The sequence below is a fragment of the Lactobacillus sp. S2-2 genome, from assembly GCF_021698855.1.
Classification (GTDB): Bacteria; Bacillota; Bacilli; order Lactobacillales; family Lactobacillaceae; genus Fructilactobacillus.
Genome location: NZ_WWFA01000001.1, coordinates 146,044 through 163,613 on the forward strand (window position 1 = coordinate 146,044; position 17,570 = coordinate 163,613).

Annotated in this window: 16 protein-coding genes; 9 read left to right on the top strand and 7 right to left on the bottom strand. The window is 27.3% G+C overall.

The window, feature by feature from the left end; all coding sequences use genetic code 11:
* Positions 1-67 precede the first annotated feature (67 nt).
* Positions 68-424, bottom strand: coding sequence for a VOC family protein (locus GSH19_RS00780; protein WP_237026010.1), 357 nt, complete (start codon positions 422-424; stop codon positions 68-70).
* A 105-nt stretch (positions 425-529) separates the two neighbouring features.
* Between GSH19_RS00780 and GSH19_RS00785 the strand changes: the two genes are divergently transcribed.
* Complete coding sequence (locus tag GSH19_RS00785; protein WP_237026011.1) at positions 530-2,086, top strand: ABC-F family ATP-binding cassette domain-containing protein; 1,557 nt, start codon at positions 530-532, stop codon at positions 2,084-2,086.
* Between the two features lie 74 nt (positions 2,087-2,160).
* Positions 2,161-3,171: an adenosine deaminase gene (add, locus tag GSH19_RS00790; RefSeq protein ID WP_237026012.1), complete on the top strand. Its 1,011-nt coding sequence runs from the start codon at positions 2,161-2,163 to the stop codon at positions 3,169-3,171.
* A 30-nt stretch (positions 3,172-3,201) separates the two neighbouring features.
* Here add and GSH19_RS00795 read toward each other — a convergent pair whose 3' ends face one another.
* Positions 3,202-4,029 carry a LysR family transcriptional regulator gene (locus GSH19_RS00795; RefSeq protein WP_237026013.1) on the bottom strand — a complete coding sequence of 276 codons (828 nt, stop codon included), beginning with the start codon at positions 4,027-4,029 and terminating at the stop codon, positions 3,202-3,204.
* A 120-nt stretch (positions 4,030-4,149) separates the two neighbouring features.
* On the opposite strand from GSH19_RS00795, the gene GSH19_RS00800 reads away from it, so the two are divergent.
* Positions 4,150-5,157, top strand: coding sequence for a YeiH family protein (locus GSH19_RS00800; RefSeq protein ID WP_237026014.1), 1,008 nt, complete (start codon positions 4,150-4,152; stop codon positions 5,155-5,157).
* 25 nt (positions 5,158-5,182) lie between these two features.
* On the opposite strand, the gene GSH19_RS00805 is transcribed toward GSH19_RS00800, so the two are convergent.
* Positions 5,183-6,094: a proline iminopeptidase-family hydrolase gene (locus tag GSH19_RS00805; RefSeq protein WP_237026015.1), complete on the bottom strand. Its 912-nt coding sequence runs from the start codon at positions 6,092-6,094 to the stop codon at positions 5,183-5,185.
* 159 nt (positions 6,095-6,253) lie between these two features.
* On the opposite strand from GSH19_RS00805, the gene GSH19_RS00810 reads away from it, so the two are divergent.
* Genes GSH19_RS00810 through GSH19_RS00825 form a run of 4 tightly spaced genes read left to right on the top strand, consistent with a single transcriptional unit; the run spans position 6,254 to position 8,573 of the window.
* A complete protein-coding gene (locus tag GSH19_RS00810; RefSeq protein ID WP_237026016.1) occupies positions 6,254-6,667 on the top strand; it encodes a bis(5'-nucleosyl)-tetraphosphatase in 414 nt (137 codons plus the stop codon).
* 2 nt (positions 6,668-6,669) lie between these two features.
* On the top strand, positions 6,670-7,224 hold the full coding sequence (locus tag GSH19_RS00815) for a guanylate kinase (RefSeq protein WP_237026017.1): 555 nt from the start codon (positions 6,670-6,672) through the stop codon (positions 7,222-7,224).
* A 15-nt stretch (positions 7,225-7,239) separates the two neighbouring features.
* Positions 7,240-7,773: a hypothetical protein gene (locus GSH19_RS00820; RefSeq protein WP_237026018.1), complete on the top strand. Its 534-nt coding sequence runs from the start codon at positions 7,240-7,242 to the stop codon at positions 7,771-7,773.
* Positions 7,773-8,573 (top strand): DUF6681 family protein, encoded by an 801-nt coding sequence (locus tag GSH19_RS00825; protein WP_237026019.1) that lies wholly within the window; start codon positions 7,773-7,775, stop codon positions 8,571-8,573. Before GSH19_RS00820 ends, GSH19_RS00825 begins: the two co-directional genes overlap by 1 nt.
* Before the next feature lie 2 nt (positions 8,574-8,575).
* Here the strand turns inward: GSH19_RS00825 and GSH19_RS00830 are convergent, their stop codons facing one another.
* The 3 genes from GSH19_RS00830 to GSH19_RS00840 all read right to left on the bottom strand — a co-directional run bounded on the left by GSH19_RS00830 (position 8,576) and on the right by GSH19_RS00840 (position 12,125).
* Positions 8,576-9,919, bottom strand: a complete 1,344-nt coding sequence (locus GSH19_RS00830; protein ID WP_237026129.1) for an APC family permease — start codon at positions 9,917-9,919, stop codon at positions 8,576-8,578.
* Between the two features lie 266 nt (positions 9,920-10,185).
* The gene (gene hflX, locus GSH19_RS00835; protein ID WP_237026020.1) at positions 10,186-11,457 is read right to left on the bottom strand and encodes a GTPase HflX; all 1,272 of its coding nucleotides are present in this window, start codon (positions 11,455-11,457) and stop codon (positions 10,186-10,188) included.
* Between the two features lie 17 nt (positions 11,458-11,474).
* A complete protein-coding gene (locus GSH19_RS00840) occupies positions 11,475-12,125 on the bottom strand; it encodes a histidine phosphatase family protein (protein ID WP_237026021.1) in 651 nt (216 codons plus the stop codon).
* 128 nt (positions 12,126-12,253) lie between these two features.
* On the opposite strand from GSH19_RS00840, the gene GSH19_RS00845 reads away from it, so the two are divergent.
* Positions 12,254-13,303, top strand: a complete 1,050-nt coding sequence (locus tag GSH19_RS00845; RefSeq protein WP_237026022.1) for a C40 family peptidase — start codon at positions 12,254-12,256, stop codon at positions 13,301-13,303.
* A 25-nt stretch (positions 13,304-13,328) separates the two neighbouring features.
* Here GSH19_RS00845 and GSH19_RS00850 read toward each other — a convergent pair whose 3' ends face one another.
* Entirely contained in the window at positions 13,329-15,185 is a 1,857-nt protein-coding gene (locus GSH19_RS00850; protein WP_237026023.1) for a cation:proton antiporter family protein, read from the bottom strand.
* An 82-nt stretch (positions 15,186-15,267) separates the two neighbouring features.
* Here GSH19_RS00850 and helD point away from each other — a divergent pair, with 82 nt between their 5' ends.
* Positions 15,268-17,562 carry an RNA polymerase recycling motor HelD gene (gene helD, locus GSH19_RS00855; RefSeq protein ID WP_237026024.1) on the top strand — a complete coding sequence of 765 codons (2,295 nt, stop codon included), beginning with the start codon at positions 15,268-15,270 and terminating at the stop codon, positions 17,560-17,562.
* Positions 17,563-17,570 lie beyond the last annotated feature (8 nt).

A 17,570-nucleotide genomic window follows, 5' to 3' on the forward strand; every position in this document is an offset into this window, starting at 1 on the left:
AAAAGGGTTACTTAATTTAGAAATTAAATCATATAAAATCATCAACATTAAGAAATTCTTAAGATGTTTAATTATTTGAAATGATTTCAATTAAATTTTGATCAGGATCTAAAAATTTTATCGATTTATTTTCCTTAGAAAATTCGATTAAATCAATAAAATAATTTTCTAAATGAGCTTTAATAACTTCAATCGGATCTTTAACCAAAATTGTAAGATTTCCAGATCCAATACTTGGAAGATTATTTGAGTTATCTTCATCGTTAATTAATGAACAATTTAATTTTTGTTTACCTAATTGAAAAGTAATCATATAGTCACTCTTTTTAACGATTGGTAGGTCTAAAGTTTCATGATAAAAACGCATTGTTTTGTTTAAATCTTCTATATATATAGTAATATTATCGATATCTTTTACTTTCATGGATAAATACTCCTTTTAAATATTCTTATTTCATTATATCATTGATGATGGTCGTAATTAGATGTTATAAAATATGTAGTAAAATTAAAGTAAGAAGGAGAAAAAATGGCATTATTAGAAGTTTCGAATTTAAGCATGGGTTTTTCTGATCGACAACTTTATTCAGATGCTGCTTTTAATTTAAGTAAAGGTGAACACATGGGCGTTGTTGGCCAAAATGGTGTGGGAAAATCAACTTTAATTAAAATTATTACAGGTTCTGAAATTCCTTTGACAGGAAATGTTAAATGGCAAAAAGGAACAAAGGTTGGATATCTTGATCAATATGCTGATATTCCAGAAGGCATGACTTTGATTGACTTTTTGCATACAGCATTTGATGAAATGTATCAAATGAATGAGCATATGGAAGGCTTGTATGAAAAGTATGCGGAAACAATGGATGATAAGTTATTAGAACAAGCCGGTAGAATCCAAGAAAAATTAGAAAGTGGTCAATTCTATGATTTAGAAACAAGAATTGAACAAGTAATTACAGGACTTGGATTGGATAAAATTGGAAGAGATCATTTAGTATCAGAAATGAGTGGTGGACAAAGATCTAAAATTATTTTGGCTAAATTAATTTTAGAAAATCCAGAAGTTATTTTACTTGATGAACCAACTAACTATTTAGATATAACTCATATTGATTGGTTGATTAATTATTTGAATAGTTACGAAGGTGCTGCTTTAATCATTTCTCATGATTATGATTTCTTGGATCAAGTAACAAACTGTATTATAAATATTGCGTTTGGAAAGATTAATAAGTATCGTGGTAGCTTTAAACAAGCTATGAAACAGCGTGAAGAACGTGAAAAGACGCAACAAAAAGAATATATTAAACAACAAGAAGAGATTAGCCAAGCGAAAAAATTTATTAATAAATTTAAAGCTGGTAGTCGATCTAATATGGCTAAATCAAGAGAAAAAATGCTAGATAGAATGGAAATTATTGATCCACCTTCAAATAATATTCAAGCTTCTTTTGATTTTCCTTATTATGAAACTGGATCTCAAAATGCTTTAGTGGTAGATGAATTATCAGTAGGTTACGATAAGCCATTGCTATCTCCAGTTTCTTTTTCTGTTAATACAGATGAAAAGATTGGTTTTCAAGGATTTAATGGGGTTGGTAAATCAACACTGATTAAATCAATTTTAGGTAATATTGATTCACTTGGTGGAGATGCAACTTTTTCTCCATCTGCTAAAGTTAGTTATTTTAGTCAGGATTTAGAATGGGATAATGATAATGAAACACCATTACAAATTATCCAAGATAAATATCCTAAATTAACTTTTAAAGATATTCGAACAAAATTAGCAAAATGTGGATTGGATGCTTCAAATGCAATGAAGCCCATGCATGAATTATCTGGTGGAGAACAAACAAAAGTTAAGTTAGCATTGATGGAATTTGTTGATAGTAACTTCTTAATTATGGATGAACCAACAAATCATTTAGATGATGAAACTAAAAATGCTTTAAAACAAGCAATTTTAGATTTCCCTGGAAATGCAATTATCGTAAGTCATGAAATGAGTTTTTATACCGAACTAGTTGATCGAGTTCTCGATATTGAAAAATTAAGTTTAAAAGAAAAAGAAAAAGAATAATTAATTATAGAAGACCTTGTTTTTTAACAAGGTCTTCGTTATTATGTAATAAATTTATATTTAGGAGATCATATATGTTAACTGATAACTTTATTCAAGATTTTCCCAAAGTTGATTTACATTGTCATTTAGATGGTTCAATTAGGCCATCAACTTTAAAACAAATTGCTGATATTCAAAAAATAGAAATTAATGATAGTATTGATGAAGTTAATCAAAAAATGCATTCACCAATGGATGCTGTTACTTTAGAAGAATACTTACAGCCATTTGATTATGTAAATCAATTTTTACAAACAAAAGAAGCATTAGAAATTGCAGCTTTTGATGTAATGGATCAGGCATTTAAAGATGGGGTTAAATATATTGAAATAAGATTTGCTCCTAGTTTATCTACTAAAAAGGATTTAAGTATCCAAGATACGATTAATGCTGTTGCAAATGGAATTAGTAGAGCTGAAAAAATATATGATATAACTGGTAATATTTTAATTTGTGGGATGCGAAATGAAGAATTATCTGAAATTGGTAAAGTATTTGATCAAAGCAAAGGTATAACTAATAAGGTTGTTGGTGCTGACTTAGCTGGTCCAGAGCCTGATGAATATCTTAGTAATTTCAAAAGTGTTTATAATTTATTAGTTGATCAACAAGAAGTATTTTTAACCTTACATGCGGGTGAATGCGGATGTATCCAAAACATTTATGATGCAATTAATGAAGGTGCTAAGAGAATTGGTCATGGAATTGCAATGAAAGATGATGATAAAACTCAAAAATATGTGAGTGATAATAATGTTTTTATTGAGGGATGTCCAACAAGTAATTTGCAGACAAATGCAATTGAAAAATATAGTGAGTATCCTTTAAAAAAATGGTTGAATCAAGGAATTAAATTAACAATTAATACTGATAATCGAACTGTATCAGATATTAATTTAACTAATGAATTCAAAAAATTAAGAGATAATTGTGATATGGAATATTCTGATTTGATTAAATTAACTAATAATGCAATTGATGGAGCATTTACAAATGATACAATAAAAAATAAATTAAAAGAGTTAGTTAATAAAAACAGTTAAATAAAAAAAGAACATTAAAAATTTAAATTTTTAATGTTCTTTTTTTATAAAGTATTCAATATCATTTTTCAATTGATTAAGTTCATTGTAACTATAGGAATTCTGTGATAGAAAATAAAAATTTCTAATAAAGTTATTATTTATTTTTTGATAAGGAATTTTATCTTCTAAAATTGATTTAGAAATAACTGTTTTTCCGATTCCTTTTTTCAAAAATTGTAAAATTAATTCATTATTTTGAATAGTTACGACATTTTTAGGTTTAATGTTTTGTAGTTTCCAAAACTCTTCTGTAAAGTGTCGAACTCCTGATCCTTCTTCTCTTTCTAACCATAAGGAATCTTCAAGATTACCAGCAAAAACAAGTTCATCAGAAAAAAACGGAACGCGATGTATTTCTTGAGTTGTAATAGGTTTTTCTACAAATCCAAAATCATAATGATGATTTTTCATTCCTTCTGATATTCTAGTAGAATTAGTCATTTCAATTGAAATATTTAAATTATTAAAATATTTTTGATGATTAATATATTCAAAAATATCAGCAATTATAGTTTCAGCAATGGTATTTGATACTGCAATTTTACATTCAATCTTGTCATTATTATTTTTAATTGTTTCTTTTAAATGTTCAATATTTTCCCAAATACGAATACCATCTTGATAATATTTTTCAGCTGCTAAAGTTGGAAATATTTTTCTTTTTCCTTGTCGAATAAATAATTCAACCCCAAGTTCTTCCTCCAACAGTTTAATTTGTTGAGAGACAGTTGATTGTGATATGAATAGTTGTTCAGCTGCTTTTGAAAAATTCATAGTTTCATAGACAGTTTTAAAAATATTAAAATATTTAAACATGTTAGACCTTTCTATCGATTTTATCGATAATACTTATTGTTTTTATGTATTTCTCTAATTATAACCAAACTGGTAATATAATTGTTGTAAAAGAAATACAAAATTAAAGGAGTTTGTGTTATGAGTAAAGTTAAAAAAATTTTACCAGGATTTATAGTTTCATTAATTATTGCGATTTTGAGTCAACTATTGGCTAAAGTAATTCCTAATTTAGGTGGAGCAACAATTGCAATTATTTTAGGAATTATTTTAGGTAATACAGTAATTAAAAATCCAATTTTAGATGCTGGAACTCACTATTCTGAAAAATCATTATTGGAATATTCAGTTGTACTTTTAGGGTTAACCATTAGTTTTCAAACTATTAGTAAAGTTGGATTTGTTGGATTCTTATTTATTGTAATTCAAATGACTATTACAATTGTTAGTGCAATTTGGATTGGAAAAGCGCTTAAATTTAATGAAGGAATTTATTTATTAATGGCAGGTGGAAATGCAGTTTGTGGTTCATCTGCAATTACTTCAATTGCACCAGTAATTAATGCTAAAGATGATGAAAAAGAAATGACCATTACGGTTGTTAATTTAATTGGTACAATTTTAATGCTTGCTTTACCAATTATTAGTACTCTGGTATTTGCTGGTAATGATTTATTTAAAGGTGCATTGATTGGTGGAACAATTCAATCAGTTGGACAAGTAGTTGCTGGTGCTACAATGGTTAATCCTGCAACTGTGGATTTTGCTACTTTATTTAAAATTATGAGAATTATTTTAATTGTTGTAGTAGTATTTATTTTTGGTCGTATGCATAAATATAATTTAAAAGATGATTTTGAAAAAGAAGAACATAAAAAAGGTGGATTATTTAGTGTCTTACCATGGTATGTTTTAGGATTTCTTTTCCTTTGTGTGTTGAGTAGTGTAGTTTCATTACCATCTATTATTTCAGAAACTGGTCATGAATTAAGTTCATGGTGTGAAATCATTGCACTTGCAGCAATTGGTCTTAGATTAGACTTAAAAGCATTTATGAAATCAGGTAAGAAATTTGCAATTTATGGACTTAGTGTTGGATTTATTCAAGTAGTTGTAGCAATTACTTTAATCTTCTTATTACTTAAATAAAAAAAGCCATTTTAAATGGCTTTTTTTATTGATTAAATTTATTATTTTCAACTTCACTAATGAAATCTGCTAAGTGTTTATAATAAACATCAGCATTATCAATCATATGGTGATGTCCACCGTTAGGTGTAGAAACGAATTTTGCATTTGGAATCATTTCTGCCATTCTCTTACCAGTTTCTATTGGCATAGTTTCATGTTCTCCAAAAGTAACTAGTGTAGGTACTTTAATATTTTTAAGTTTATCTGTAAAATGCCAATCTTTTAACTTACCAGTAATTACAAATTCATTATCACCTTGGAAAGTATTATAAATTGCATCACTCATAGTATTACCTAAATGAGCAATGGCTGCAGGCTGTTTACGATCTACATAAGAAACATTTAATTTTTCAACTAAATTTTGATATTTATCATTGTCATAATTATTTTTTTGTTCGCAATCTTGCATATAAGCTAATTCTTCAGTAGTTAAAGTTTCTTCTCTAATTTTATCTAAGTGGTCAGTATAATCTGTAATCTCATCAACCATAGATGAAATAATGGCACCTTTTAAATGATTTCCATATTTTTCAGAATACATCTGTACAAGTGCACCACCCCATGATTGTCCGATTAAATAAAAGTTATCAATGTTTAATTTTTGTCTAACTTCTTCAACTTCATCGAGAAAATAATCATAAGTTAGAATATTATTAGCAACGCTATCATCAGAAAAATCTGGAGTATCTGAATACCAAGAACCCAATTGGTCATACATATGTAATTGTACGTTTAATCCTTGTTTCTTCAATTGATCAGCAGTATCTTCCCAATATTCATGAGTTCCACCAGGGCCACCGTGTAATGCTAATAAATGAATTGTTCCTTCACCTTGTGTGTTTGTCCAAAGATGATATCCATTATCTAATTTAATGATTGTTGTTCCTTGTTTCATTAAAATCAACTCCTTATTTTTTTACAATCATAACACTAATTATTGAAAAGTTTAAAAATAACTTTATAAAAATCTCTATATTATTTAGTATAAATAACCTATGCTATAATTTATCTAACAGATTAAATAAAAAGTATTGCATTTTGATGAGGTGATTTTATGAGTTTAGAAATTGATGCAGGTGCGATTGTTTATCAAAAAAAGGATAATGAAGTAAGATATCTTCTTTTGAAAAGTGCAACCAGTTCTTTTTGGGGTTATCCAAAAGGACATCAAGAAAAAGGTGAAACGTTGATTGAGGCTGCAAGACGTGAAATATTTGAGGAAACTGGATTAATTACTCAAATTAATAATAAGTTTAATGAAAAAGTAACTTATAATATGAAGAATGGTAATAAAAAAGAATTAACTTTATTTATTGCTGAAGTAAGTCCAAATTTATCAATAAAAAAACAAGATGAAGAAATTAGCGATTTTAATTGGTTTGGTTATGAAGATGCCTTAAAACAATTAACATTTGAAAATTTAGTTGATCCACTAAAAAAAGCTAATCTCTTTATAGAGGAGCGATAAATATGGCAAAACATATATTTGTAATTACTGGACCTACAGGTAGTGGGAAGACTACCGTTAAAAATTATTTAAATGATAAATATAATATTCCAACGATTATAACTCATACGACTAGACCAAAAAGAAAAAATGAAGTAGATGGTAAAGATTATTATTTTGAAGATGAAAAAAGTTTTAGTGAAAAGAACTTTCTAGAATCGGTTGAGTATGCAGGAAATAAATATGGATCTTCTTATGAAGGCTTAGAAAAAGGTTTTGATAAGTCAGATTTAGTTTGTATTGTTTTGGATACTAAGGGAGCAATTACTTATAAAAATAAATTAGATGATGAAATCATTCCTATTTTTTTAAAAGTTAAAAGTAATGAAGACTTAAAGAAAAGAATGTTAAAAAGAGGTGATGATATTAATATCATCAATCAAAGATTAGTCTCTGATGAATATGAACGTGATTTAAAGGTGCCTCTTGAGCTTAGAAAAGATGCAATTATTTTTGAAAATAATGATTTAAGTAGTACAGAAAAAAAACTTGATGATTTAGTTAGTAAATATTTATAAGGAAGGGGTTATTTAATGGATAATCGAATACCACCAATTATTACTCCTTTTGCAATTTTATCAATTAGTTTACTTTTAGGAGCAACTAATGTTGTGGTAAACAAAGTAACAGATACGAATGAAGGAGTAAAAACTTCAGAGATTCGCAAAAATAGAAGTAATAATGAAAAAGTAAATGAAAATTCAAAAAGTTCATCAAAAAAAGATGAAGAAAGTAAGAATGATAAGAAAAAAGATGATAAAGAAAAAGAAAGTTCAAATAAAGATGAATCTTCAAGTAGTGAGTCAAGTAATCAAAATGAAAGTAGTAATGAAAAACAATCTTCAAACAATGCCTCATCTTCATCCAATGTAAGATCTTCAACTTATCACTCCAGTGTAAATAATAATCATACTTCTAATAAGCAATCTTCACAAAATAATAATTCTGCTCAACAATCCTCACAAAATGAAACTGAGGCAAGTAATGTGTCTGGGAAAGTTAAATCCGGTAATTCTACAGAAAATAATACTAATAAAAGTAAAGTTCAAACTGGAGGTGATGAATAATGTTTACAATTTTAAACATCGTATCCCAGTATCTTTCTTATATTAATATTGAGTCAAATATTAAAGGGAGAATTTACACTGTCCTTGGAGCTATTGGTGATTTGTATGTCTTTTATATTGGATATAGATTTACCGCTAATGAGCGTTACGTAAGAGGTGCCTTATTATTATTAGCTGCAATAGCATTAGCATATTTTTGTTATTTGAATTTTTATTATTATTTTTCTTCCAAACAACCTAAGTTTGATATTACTCCAGTGATTTATAAAGCTTTAAAAATAAATCCACAAGTTCAAGAAGAAAGTAAAAAAGATCAAGTACCCTATAATGGCTTATCGAACGGTATTTTTGATTCACAAGAAGTAATGCCTGCTACAATTATTTCTGATCATGAAGAAAAAGACAATTTAAAATCAATTGTTAGAGATTTAGTTGATAATAATATTATTAATTTAAATTATGGAAATAAAACTGATAAGCAAATTTCCAAATTTTTAAAGCATAGTAATCGCAATAAATTTTATGCACTAGATGAAAAAATGATTGTTCCTTATTTTGAAATGAATCATCAATTTGAACTTTATGTAGGAATAAATGAAGCAAAAAAATATAAAGTAGGGCGTTTAAAAACAATTGGATTATCAAACATTGAATCAATTGACACTGATAAATATCAAATATTTATTTCATCAGTTATTTTATCTGGTGGACCACATAAATACTTTGGAAGATCAGAAGTGGTTGAGAAAAATGAAGATTTTAATTTAGAAATTAAAGTAGCATATAAAAAAACATCATGACATCATGATGTTTTTTTATTTGATTTTCGATCGTAATAAAAGAAAACGGGAATACCAATTGCAACGATTCCAAGTGAGAAAAGAACTCCAATTAAATCAGATTGAATTTCTGATACAATCACGAATAATGATCCGAAAATAGCAACTAAAGGAGTTATTGGAAATAATGGAACGGAAAATGTTCTTTTCTTATTAGGATTTCTTTTTCTCATAAGAAAGACTCCAACAAAAGCCATAACGTAAAAACAATAAACTGTGAAAATACATAATTCAGAAATTCGATCAGCATCAAAAAAAATAATCATGATAGCTGAAATAAATAAAGTTACAATAATTGAAAAGTAAGGAATTCTAGTTTTAGGACTTAAGTGAGAAAGATATTTTGAAAATGGTAATTGTTTTTGTTCAGCCATTGCATACATAATACGCGGAAAAGTCATTATTTTTCCATTCATACATCCAAGAATAGAAATGATAATTCCAATACTTAATATTTTTCCACCAAAAATACCAAATGATTTAGTTACAATGTATGGAATGGCACCTGTATCTAGTTCATGAAGTTTATTTGGTCCAATACTATTTAGTACAGAAAATGCAATTAATAGATAAATTACCATAACTCCTAAAATACCGAATGTCATTGCTTTTGGAAGTATTTTTTGTGGGTTTTTGATTTCTCCACCTAGATTAGCTATTAAAATCCAACCATCAAAAGCAAATAAAGTTGAAAGAACTGCTACTCCAAATGTACCAGTTGATGCATGGACTGTTTTTACGCTTTCAGTTAAACCGTTTGCATCTCCAAAAAATACTCCGGCGATAATAATTGCAACGACAGGAACCAATTTACAAATAGTAGTAATAACCGCAAAAGTTGCTCCATATTTATTAGGGAAGAAATTAAGTCCACCAATTATAACAATTGCAAAAATTGCAATTGGAATATTATATGATGAGCTAAAGTGAAAAAAATCACCTAATAAAATTGCAAGATAAGCACCAAGAGCTGCAATCATTGCAGGTCCGTAAACTATAATTTGCATCCATCCAGATAAGAATCCCCAAAGGCGATTATAAATTTTTTCCATATAAACATATAATCCACCAGTTTCTGGTATTTGGGATGATATTTCGGCAATTGTTAAACCAGCAGCTAAAGTTAATATTCCTCCAGCAAGCCATGCTAGTAAAGCACCAGTAGTTGAACCAGTTGCATTAAGAACGGCAGATTGTCTAACGAATACTCCTCCACCAATAATAGTTCCTACAACAAGAGAAAGTGCTGACCAAATTCCTAATGATCGATTTAGTTGAACTTCTTCTGAATTATTTTTCATTTTCATCATTTCCTTTCTAATAATAAAAAAAACGTCTCTGACAATTGTCAGGGACGTCAATTAACGCGGTTCCACCCAAATTTCTCTTAACAAAATTAAGAGACACTCAATAGTTATTTTAAAAATAAAAGTAGAATGAAGTGGTAATTTATAATTAATAACATCTAATTTTCAGAACAGGATTAGACTCTCTTTGAAATATACATATAAATTTTGGTTTCATATTTATATGTATATTAAAACTTGAAAAAGACTAATTGTCAACTATAAAATTACACTTGTTCATAATTTTTGTACCTTTGAGTTTCAGATTCTGGTAATTCTACTTTAATTAAAGTTCCGTCATTAGTAAAATCTTGACTTAAAACATTAAATTTCTGATTAATTTCAGATTCGATTTGGCCTTCAGTAAAAGGAATTAAATAAGTCTTAGTAACGAAGTCTTTAAAGATATTTTCTTTGATTACATCAATTAATAAATCGATTGATTGGTTATCTTTAGCACAAATATTTAAATTATTACCTTCTCGAAGTGGAAAGGGGCTATCAGTTAAATCAGTTTTATTAAAAACTCTAACCATTGGAATGTTTTCAGCACCAACTTCTTTTAACACAGTTTCAGTTGTTTCCATCATTAGTAATTGATTTTCATCAGAATTATCAACCACTTGAACTAATAAATCTGCAGATGCAGCTTCAGAAAGAGTAGATTTAAATGCTTCAATTAATTTATGTGGTAGGTTACTAACAAAACCAACTGTATCAGATAATAAAAATGTTTTATTGTCTGGGAGCTTTATATTTCTAACACTCGTATCTAGAGTAGCAAATAACATATCTTTAACCATTACTTGTTTATCATCTGTACCAGAAAATTTCTTAATCATTTCATTCATGATGGTAGATTTTCCAGCATTGGTATATCCGACTAAAGCTACATTTTTAATTTCATTTTTATCACGTTTTTGTTTTTGTGTTTTATGAGCATGTTCAATTTCTTTAAGTTCATGTCGAACTTGGGAGATGCTTTTTTGAATATTTCTTCGATTTAATTCAATTTTAGTTTCTCCAGAACCACGGTTAGCAAGGCCACCACCAGCTGACTGTTGGTCTAATCTTTGACTGATTGATGTATGCAATCTAGGTAGTTGATACTCTAATTTAGCTAATTGAACTTGTAATTTAGCTTCTTTTGTTTGAGCTCGGTTAGCAAATATTTCTAATATCAAACCAGTACGATCAATAATTTTTGTAGTTGTTATTTTTTCTAAGTTTCTAATTTGTGAAGGACTTAATTCGTCATTAACAACAACTGTATCAATATTATTTGATATCGCAATTTCTTTTAATTCTTCAACTTTACCCTTACCAAAATAAGTTGCTGAATCAGGACGATCAGACTTTTGATAAAGAGTGTGTTCACTAATCATATTGTTAGCAAGAATTAAATTATTTAATTCTTCCATTGAATAATCAAAATGGTCATTTTTTAAATTTAAACCAATTGTAATAACTTTCTTTGTTTCTTCAGTATTATTGTTCATTCATTGTTCTCCGTTTTTTATACATTGTTATCAATTTTATTGTAGTATTCAACTTTATATTGATTATTTTTGAAGTTTATTTTGGTGATACTTCCGTTATGAATTGGATCTGAAATATCAATTTCAGAGAATTTACTTACTACACTTCTAATCATTGTTCCATGAGCAACAATTAAGATGTTTTCATTTTCTTGACTATTATTTGTAATTTCGTCAAGAGCAGGTTTTACCCGATTCCAAAATTCTACATCGTTTTCAGCATCTCCATAAGGATCTGCTGAAGCAATCATGTCTCTTACTTTTTCAATTGAAAAAGCTTTAATCATATCACTATAGTTCGTATATCCTAATGGACCACCAATCATATTCCAAACTTGTTCGATATCATTTCCTTCAAAATAACCAAAGTTTTCTTCTCTTAAACCCATCATTTCGACTGGTTGATCAACTTTAGCTTGATTATTGGATAAAATAATTTTTGCAGTTGCTCTTGCTCTAGTTGTATCACTTGAATATGCTCGATCAAAATTAATTTTTGAAAGTCTTTTTCCTGCCTTTTTGGCATCTTTAATACCATTTTCAGTAAGTTGTGCATCAGCCCAACCTTGGATACGATGATATTTATTCAAGAATGTTTGACCATGTCTAATGAGATATAAATTTGCCATTTTAATCAGTCCTTTTTTATTAATTAACTTAATCTTATCATAGTTATTATTTGAGCATAATATAAAGAAAACTGTTATATTAATAATATAATTAATTATTAATGTTTAAAAAGAAATGAGGAATAAAGTTGAAAAAAATTATTTTTGTTTTAACTACAGTATTTTCATTTTTCTTACTTGGTAATAACTTAGTACGAGCAGATAATACTAGTAATTATAATAATGTGTATAATGTTGCTACTAGTAAACTAGGTAGTCCATATACGTTTGGCGCTACTGGACCAGATACTTTTGATTGTTCTGGATATCTTCAATACATATTTAGTAATGGAATGGGAGCTAGTATCGGTAGAAATACTCAAGATCAATATGAAAATTCAACTAAGATCGATGCTTCTCAAGCTCAACCAGGTGATATTGTATTTTTTGGTAGTGATGTCAATAATATTTATCATGATGGAATGTACATTGGTAATAATCAAATGATTGATGCTCAAAATAATGGAGTTGTTATTGAAAATATTTATGCTCCATGGTGGAATGTTGTTGCATTTGGCAGACCTGAAGCATTATCTAACAATAACAATAACAATACACAAAATAATTCCAATGAAAATCAAAATAGTTCATCAAATAAAAATAATCAAAGTAATCAAGTTAACCAAAATGAAGATAAAATTAAACAAAATAAAGTTAAGTATAAAAAAATAAATAAAAAAATGGTGATTGATTCAGAAGCTAAAAGTGATTTTTATAATCATATTCAATCTGATACACGCTATACAGCAAGATTAAAAATGAAATCTAGTAGAATTATTGGACAAGAAGTTTCTGTGAATAATCGAGGCACTGATGTTGATGGAAATATTTATTACCGTTGTAAATTAAATAATCGAAATATTGGTTGGGTTGATGCAGATACATTAAGACCAAAAGTAACCTATAAAAATGTTGATATGTATAAAGCAGTAAGTTACCAACCAAAAAATAATTTCTATAATTATGTAACTCAAACTAGATTAGATGTAAAAAGAACTTATAAATCAAAAAATTATGTTGGTAAAATTTTACAAATTGATCAAGTAGGTTATAAAGATGGATTTAAATTTCCTTATTATCATGCAAAATTAAATAATAAAGATTTAGGATGGATTTATGGTAAATCATTATTAAACTAAAAAAAGAACTCATATGAGTTCTTTTTTAGTTTAATTGACTTATTTCATGTTTTAATGTAGCAGCCTTTTCGTTATCACAAGAAAAAATAATTTTATCTCCGAGTTCTAATTTTGTATTTCCTGCGGGATGAATATATTTATGATTTCTAAAAATTTCATTAATTGTAATCCAATCAACGAAAGGAAGCTCACTAATTTGAAATCCAGAATATCGACTATTTTTCAATGTAACTTCATGTAAATCAATTGAATTTGATGTAATCATTTTGAAGGTTGAAGGAACTTGAATTAATTCTCTTAACATCGCAATGTTTGTTGAAAATGTATTGTAAACTTCGATTCCTTCATCAAGCAATTCATCTTGTTTGTCATTGATAATATTTCGATCTTCAAATCTAGTGATTACTCTTTTAACACCATACTTTTTGGCTTCTTTTGCTAACTGATAATTTTTATTTGAGTCAAAATAAGAAAAAACTGCAATATCACAATCAAAATATCCATTATCAATTAAATTATCTATTTGATTGTTTTCAATGAAATAGACGTTACTTTGACTGTTATAAGCACTAAAATTATCTTTTTTATCTGTATATAAATTTATATCATACCAATCATTAGATAATTGTTGATAGACAGGGAAAGATGAAATATTAACACCAAAGAAATTTAATTTAGTTTTAGGATAAACTTCTTTAGCACTTTTAAATGAACGATTAAAAACAAGTGGTCCAATTAAACAGGTTAAAATTGCTGCAAGTAAAAATGCACCAGACTGTTGAGATGTTATGACATTCATTTCTTTGGCTACTTGTAAAATTGCTAAAACCATTGTAATTGTTGTGCTTGGAAGTGCCGTTGCAGCAATTGCATTACGTTTTGAAAAACGTAATTTTAAAATTGGATAAAGACCTAATTTTGAAATTAAATATGATAATAAAAAGATAGGAATTAAAACGATAGTTTTAGGATCAGATAAAATTTCTTTAATATTTAAATCTACACCACTCATAATAAAGAAGACTGGAATAAATAATCCATAACCAATTGAATTTAAACGGTCCATCGTGCTTTCAGATGGTTTGAGTAATTTATAAACCATTCCAGCAATGAAGGCGCCTAAAACTGATTCTGAACCAACTGAAACAGCGGTTGTTGATAGTAAAACGGTAATAAAAAATGCTAATCTAACATCAATTTGTGTAGTGGATTTATTAAAATTAGATAATTTATAAAAGAAATCTTTAAAGTTCCAAATTAATAATCCTGCAATTACTATTAAAATTAATAATAACCATAATGATTTTGAATTAGTACCATAAATAGAAATATAAAAAGTTAATCCTATTACTGGAATTACTTCTCCAAGGGCAGATATCAATAAAATTGTTTGACCAAAATCGGTTTTAAGTAATTCTTTTTCTTTTAGAGTAGCAATTACAATTCCTAAAGAAACAGTCATAAATAAAATACTAGCAAGTGGTAAATCAGAAAATAGACCAGTTATCTTGCAAAATACTGCTAATAATATAGAAATCATTATAATGCTAGTGTATGATAGTAATGCTAATTTTAATGGCGAATATTTAGAATTATTTTTTGATTTTTTTTGATCTAATTTAGATGGATTTCTATTTTTAAATTTTAATAAATCAAAATTGATTTCCATTCCACTTAAAAATAGTAAAACGGTTACGCCAATTTGAGATAAAGTATGAAGTAATGATGAACTATTAACAATATTTAATAAACTCGGTCCTAAAATAACTCCTACAATAATCTCAACTACGGCAGTAGGTAAAATTGAAATTTTAAACCGTGCTAAAATTAAAGGAGTTAATAAAGCTGCGGTTAAAATTATTAGTAAAGAAACTTGACTCAAATAAATCACTCCTTCTTTTTGGTTTGATTGCTTTTGTATGTTAAAATATTTGTTCAGGTTTAGCAAGTGGAGGCTTTTATAAATGAATAATAAAGAAATTGAAAATTATGAAAATAAGCATGTGCAAGAGATTATTGATAAAGTAAAAATTGCAAAAGAAAAGGCTTCAAAAAAATATAGCAAAGCTAAACAAGATCAAAAAAATATTGAAAGTACTTTTTTTGATAACGTCAAAGTAAAAACTAGTACTATTTCAGGAGAATTTGAAACTGGAGTATCAGTAAGACAACAGCAACAAATGCTTGAAGAACGAGAAAATCGTTGGCAATATGCGGCAAAAGATATTGAAACATTAAGTAAATTAGAAAAAAATCCTTATTTTGCTAGAGTTGATTTTAAAGAAGATGGTGAAAATGCTGAAACCATTTATATTGGTTTATCTTCTTTTAATGAAACTCCAGAAAAATATTTAATTTACGATTGGAGAGCTCCTATTTCTAGTATCTATTATGATAGTAAATTAGGAGACGTCACTTATAATACTCCAATGGGCGAACAACATGTTAATGTTAGCTTAAAAAGACAGTTTGAAATTGAAGATGGTAAAATTAAAACAATTTTTGATACTGAAGAAGTTGTTGGAGACCAATTATTATTAAATAATTTACAAAATCAATCTGATACTAAAATGAAAAGTATTGTAACGACAATACAACATGAACAAAATCAAATTATTAGAGATACTAAATCAGATCTCTTATTTGTTCAAGGAGCAGCTGGGTCTGGTAAGACAGCAGCTGTTCTACAAAGAATTGCTTACTTATTGTACCGTTATCGAGGTAATTTAAGTTCAAGTCAGGTTATTTTATTTTCACCTAATCAATTATTTAATGATTATATTGATCATGTTTTACCTGAATTAGGTGAACAGAATATGGTTCAAATGACTTATTACCAATATACTAATCGTAGAGTTCCCAATTTTGATTTAGAAACCATTGGTAAAAGATTCAACCAAACTCATAATGAGAATGAACAGAATATTTATAATTTTAAAGATAGCTTGAAATTTTTTGATTTAGTAACTAAATATGGTAAGCACTTAAACCAAGAAAATATTCAGTTTAAGAATATTATGTTTAATGGTGAAATTTTCATTTCAAAAGATGAAATAAAATCAATTTATTATGGATTTAATCAAAATTATAATTTAAGAACAAGACTACAATCGACAGTAGAATCACTCATGAAAAAATTAAATCATCATATTAGTTCTGAAATGAAAAAACAATGGGTTGAAGATGAGATTGAAAGTTTGAGTTCACAACAATTAAAAGAAATTTATGCTAAATATGGTGATAAATTTAAAAATCAAACTGAAGAATATAACTTTTTAGCTAAAGAAATCGTTAAAAATGAATTTGCTAAAGTTAGAAAGCAAATATTAAGAAAAAGATTTATTAATATTAATGCACAATTTGTTCATTTGATGAGAAATATTCCAAATTTGATAAATTTAAAGCAATATAAAATTAATGAAAATGATTGGCAAGATAATGTAGAAAAAACTATTGAAATTATGAAAAATGGCGATATTACTAATACTGATATTTCAATTTACCTTTATTTATTTGATTTAATTTCTGGTAAATATCCAAATAAAGAAATTCATTATCTATTTGTCGATGAAGTTCAAGATTATACCTCATTCCAATTAGCATATTTGAAGTATAATTTCCCAAGAGCTAAATTTACTTTACTTGGTGATTTGAACCAAGCTATTTTCACACATGATAATAATGGTGGAATCATTAATGACTTAAAATCAATGTTTGATGAAGATAAAACTAGAATGATAAAACTGAATAAATCATATCGTTCAACCGCTCAAATTACTGATTTTACTAAATACTTATTAGATGAAGATAGTCAAATTGAATCATTTTCAAGGGATGGTTTACTGCCTTCTATTAATAAAACAGATTCAATTAAACAGGCATATGATAATTTAGTTAAAACAATCAATGCTAATAATGATTTAAATGAAAGTACAGCAATTATTGGAAAAAATTTGGATGAATGTCGAGAAATAATTAATCAACTAAAAGAATTGAACATTGATGTTAGTTTGATTCAAACTGAAAATCAACGATTATTAAATGGCGTAATTGTTATTCCGGCTTATCTAGCAAAGGGATTAGAATTTGATGCAGTCGTTATGTGGAATGCTTCTGATGAAAATTATAATAGTCTAGATGAAAAGCAATTAGTTTACACAATTTGTACGCGTGCAATGCACAAATTAGATATTATTTCGATTGGAGAACTTTCTAAATTATTTAATAATATTCCAAGAGATAAGTATGAAATAGTTTAATTTTATAT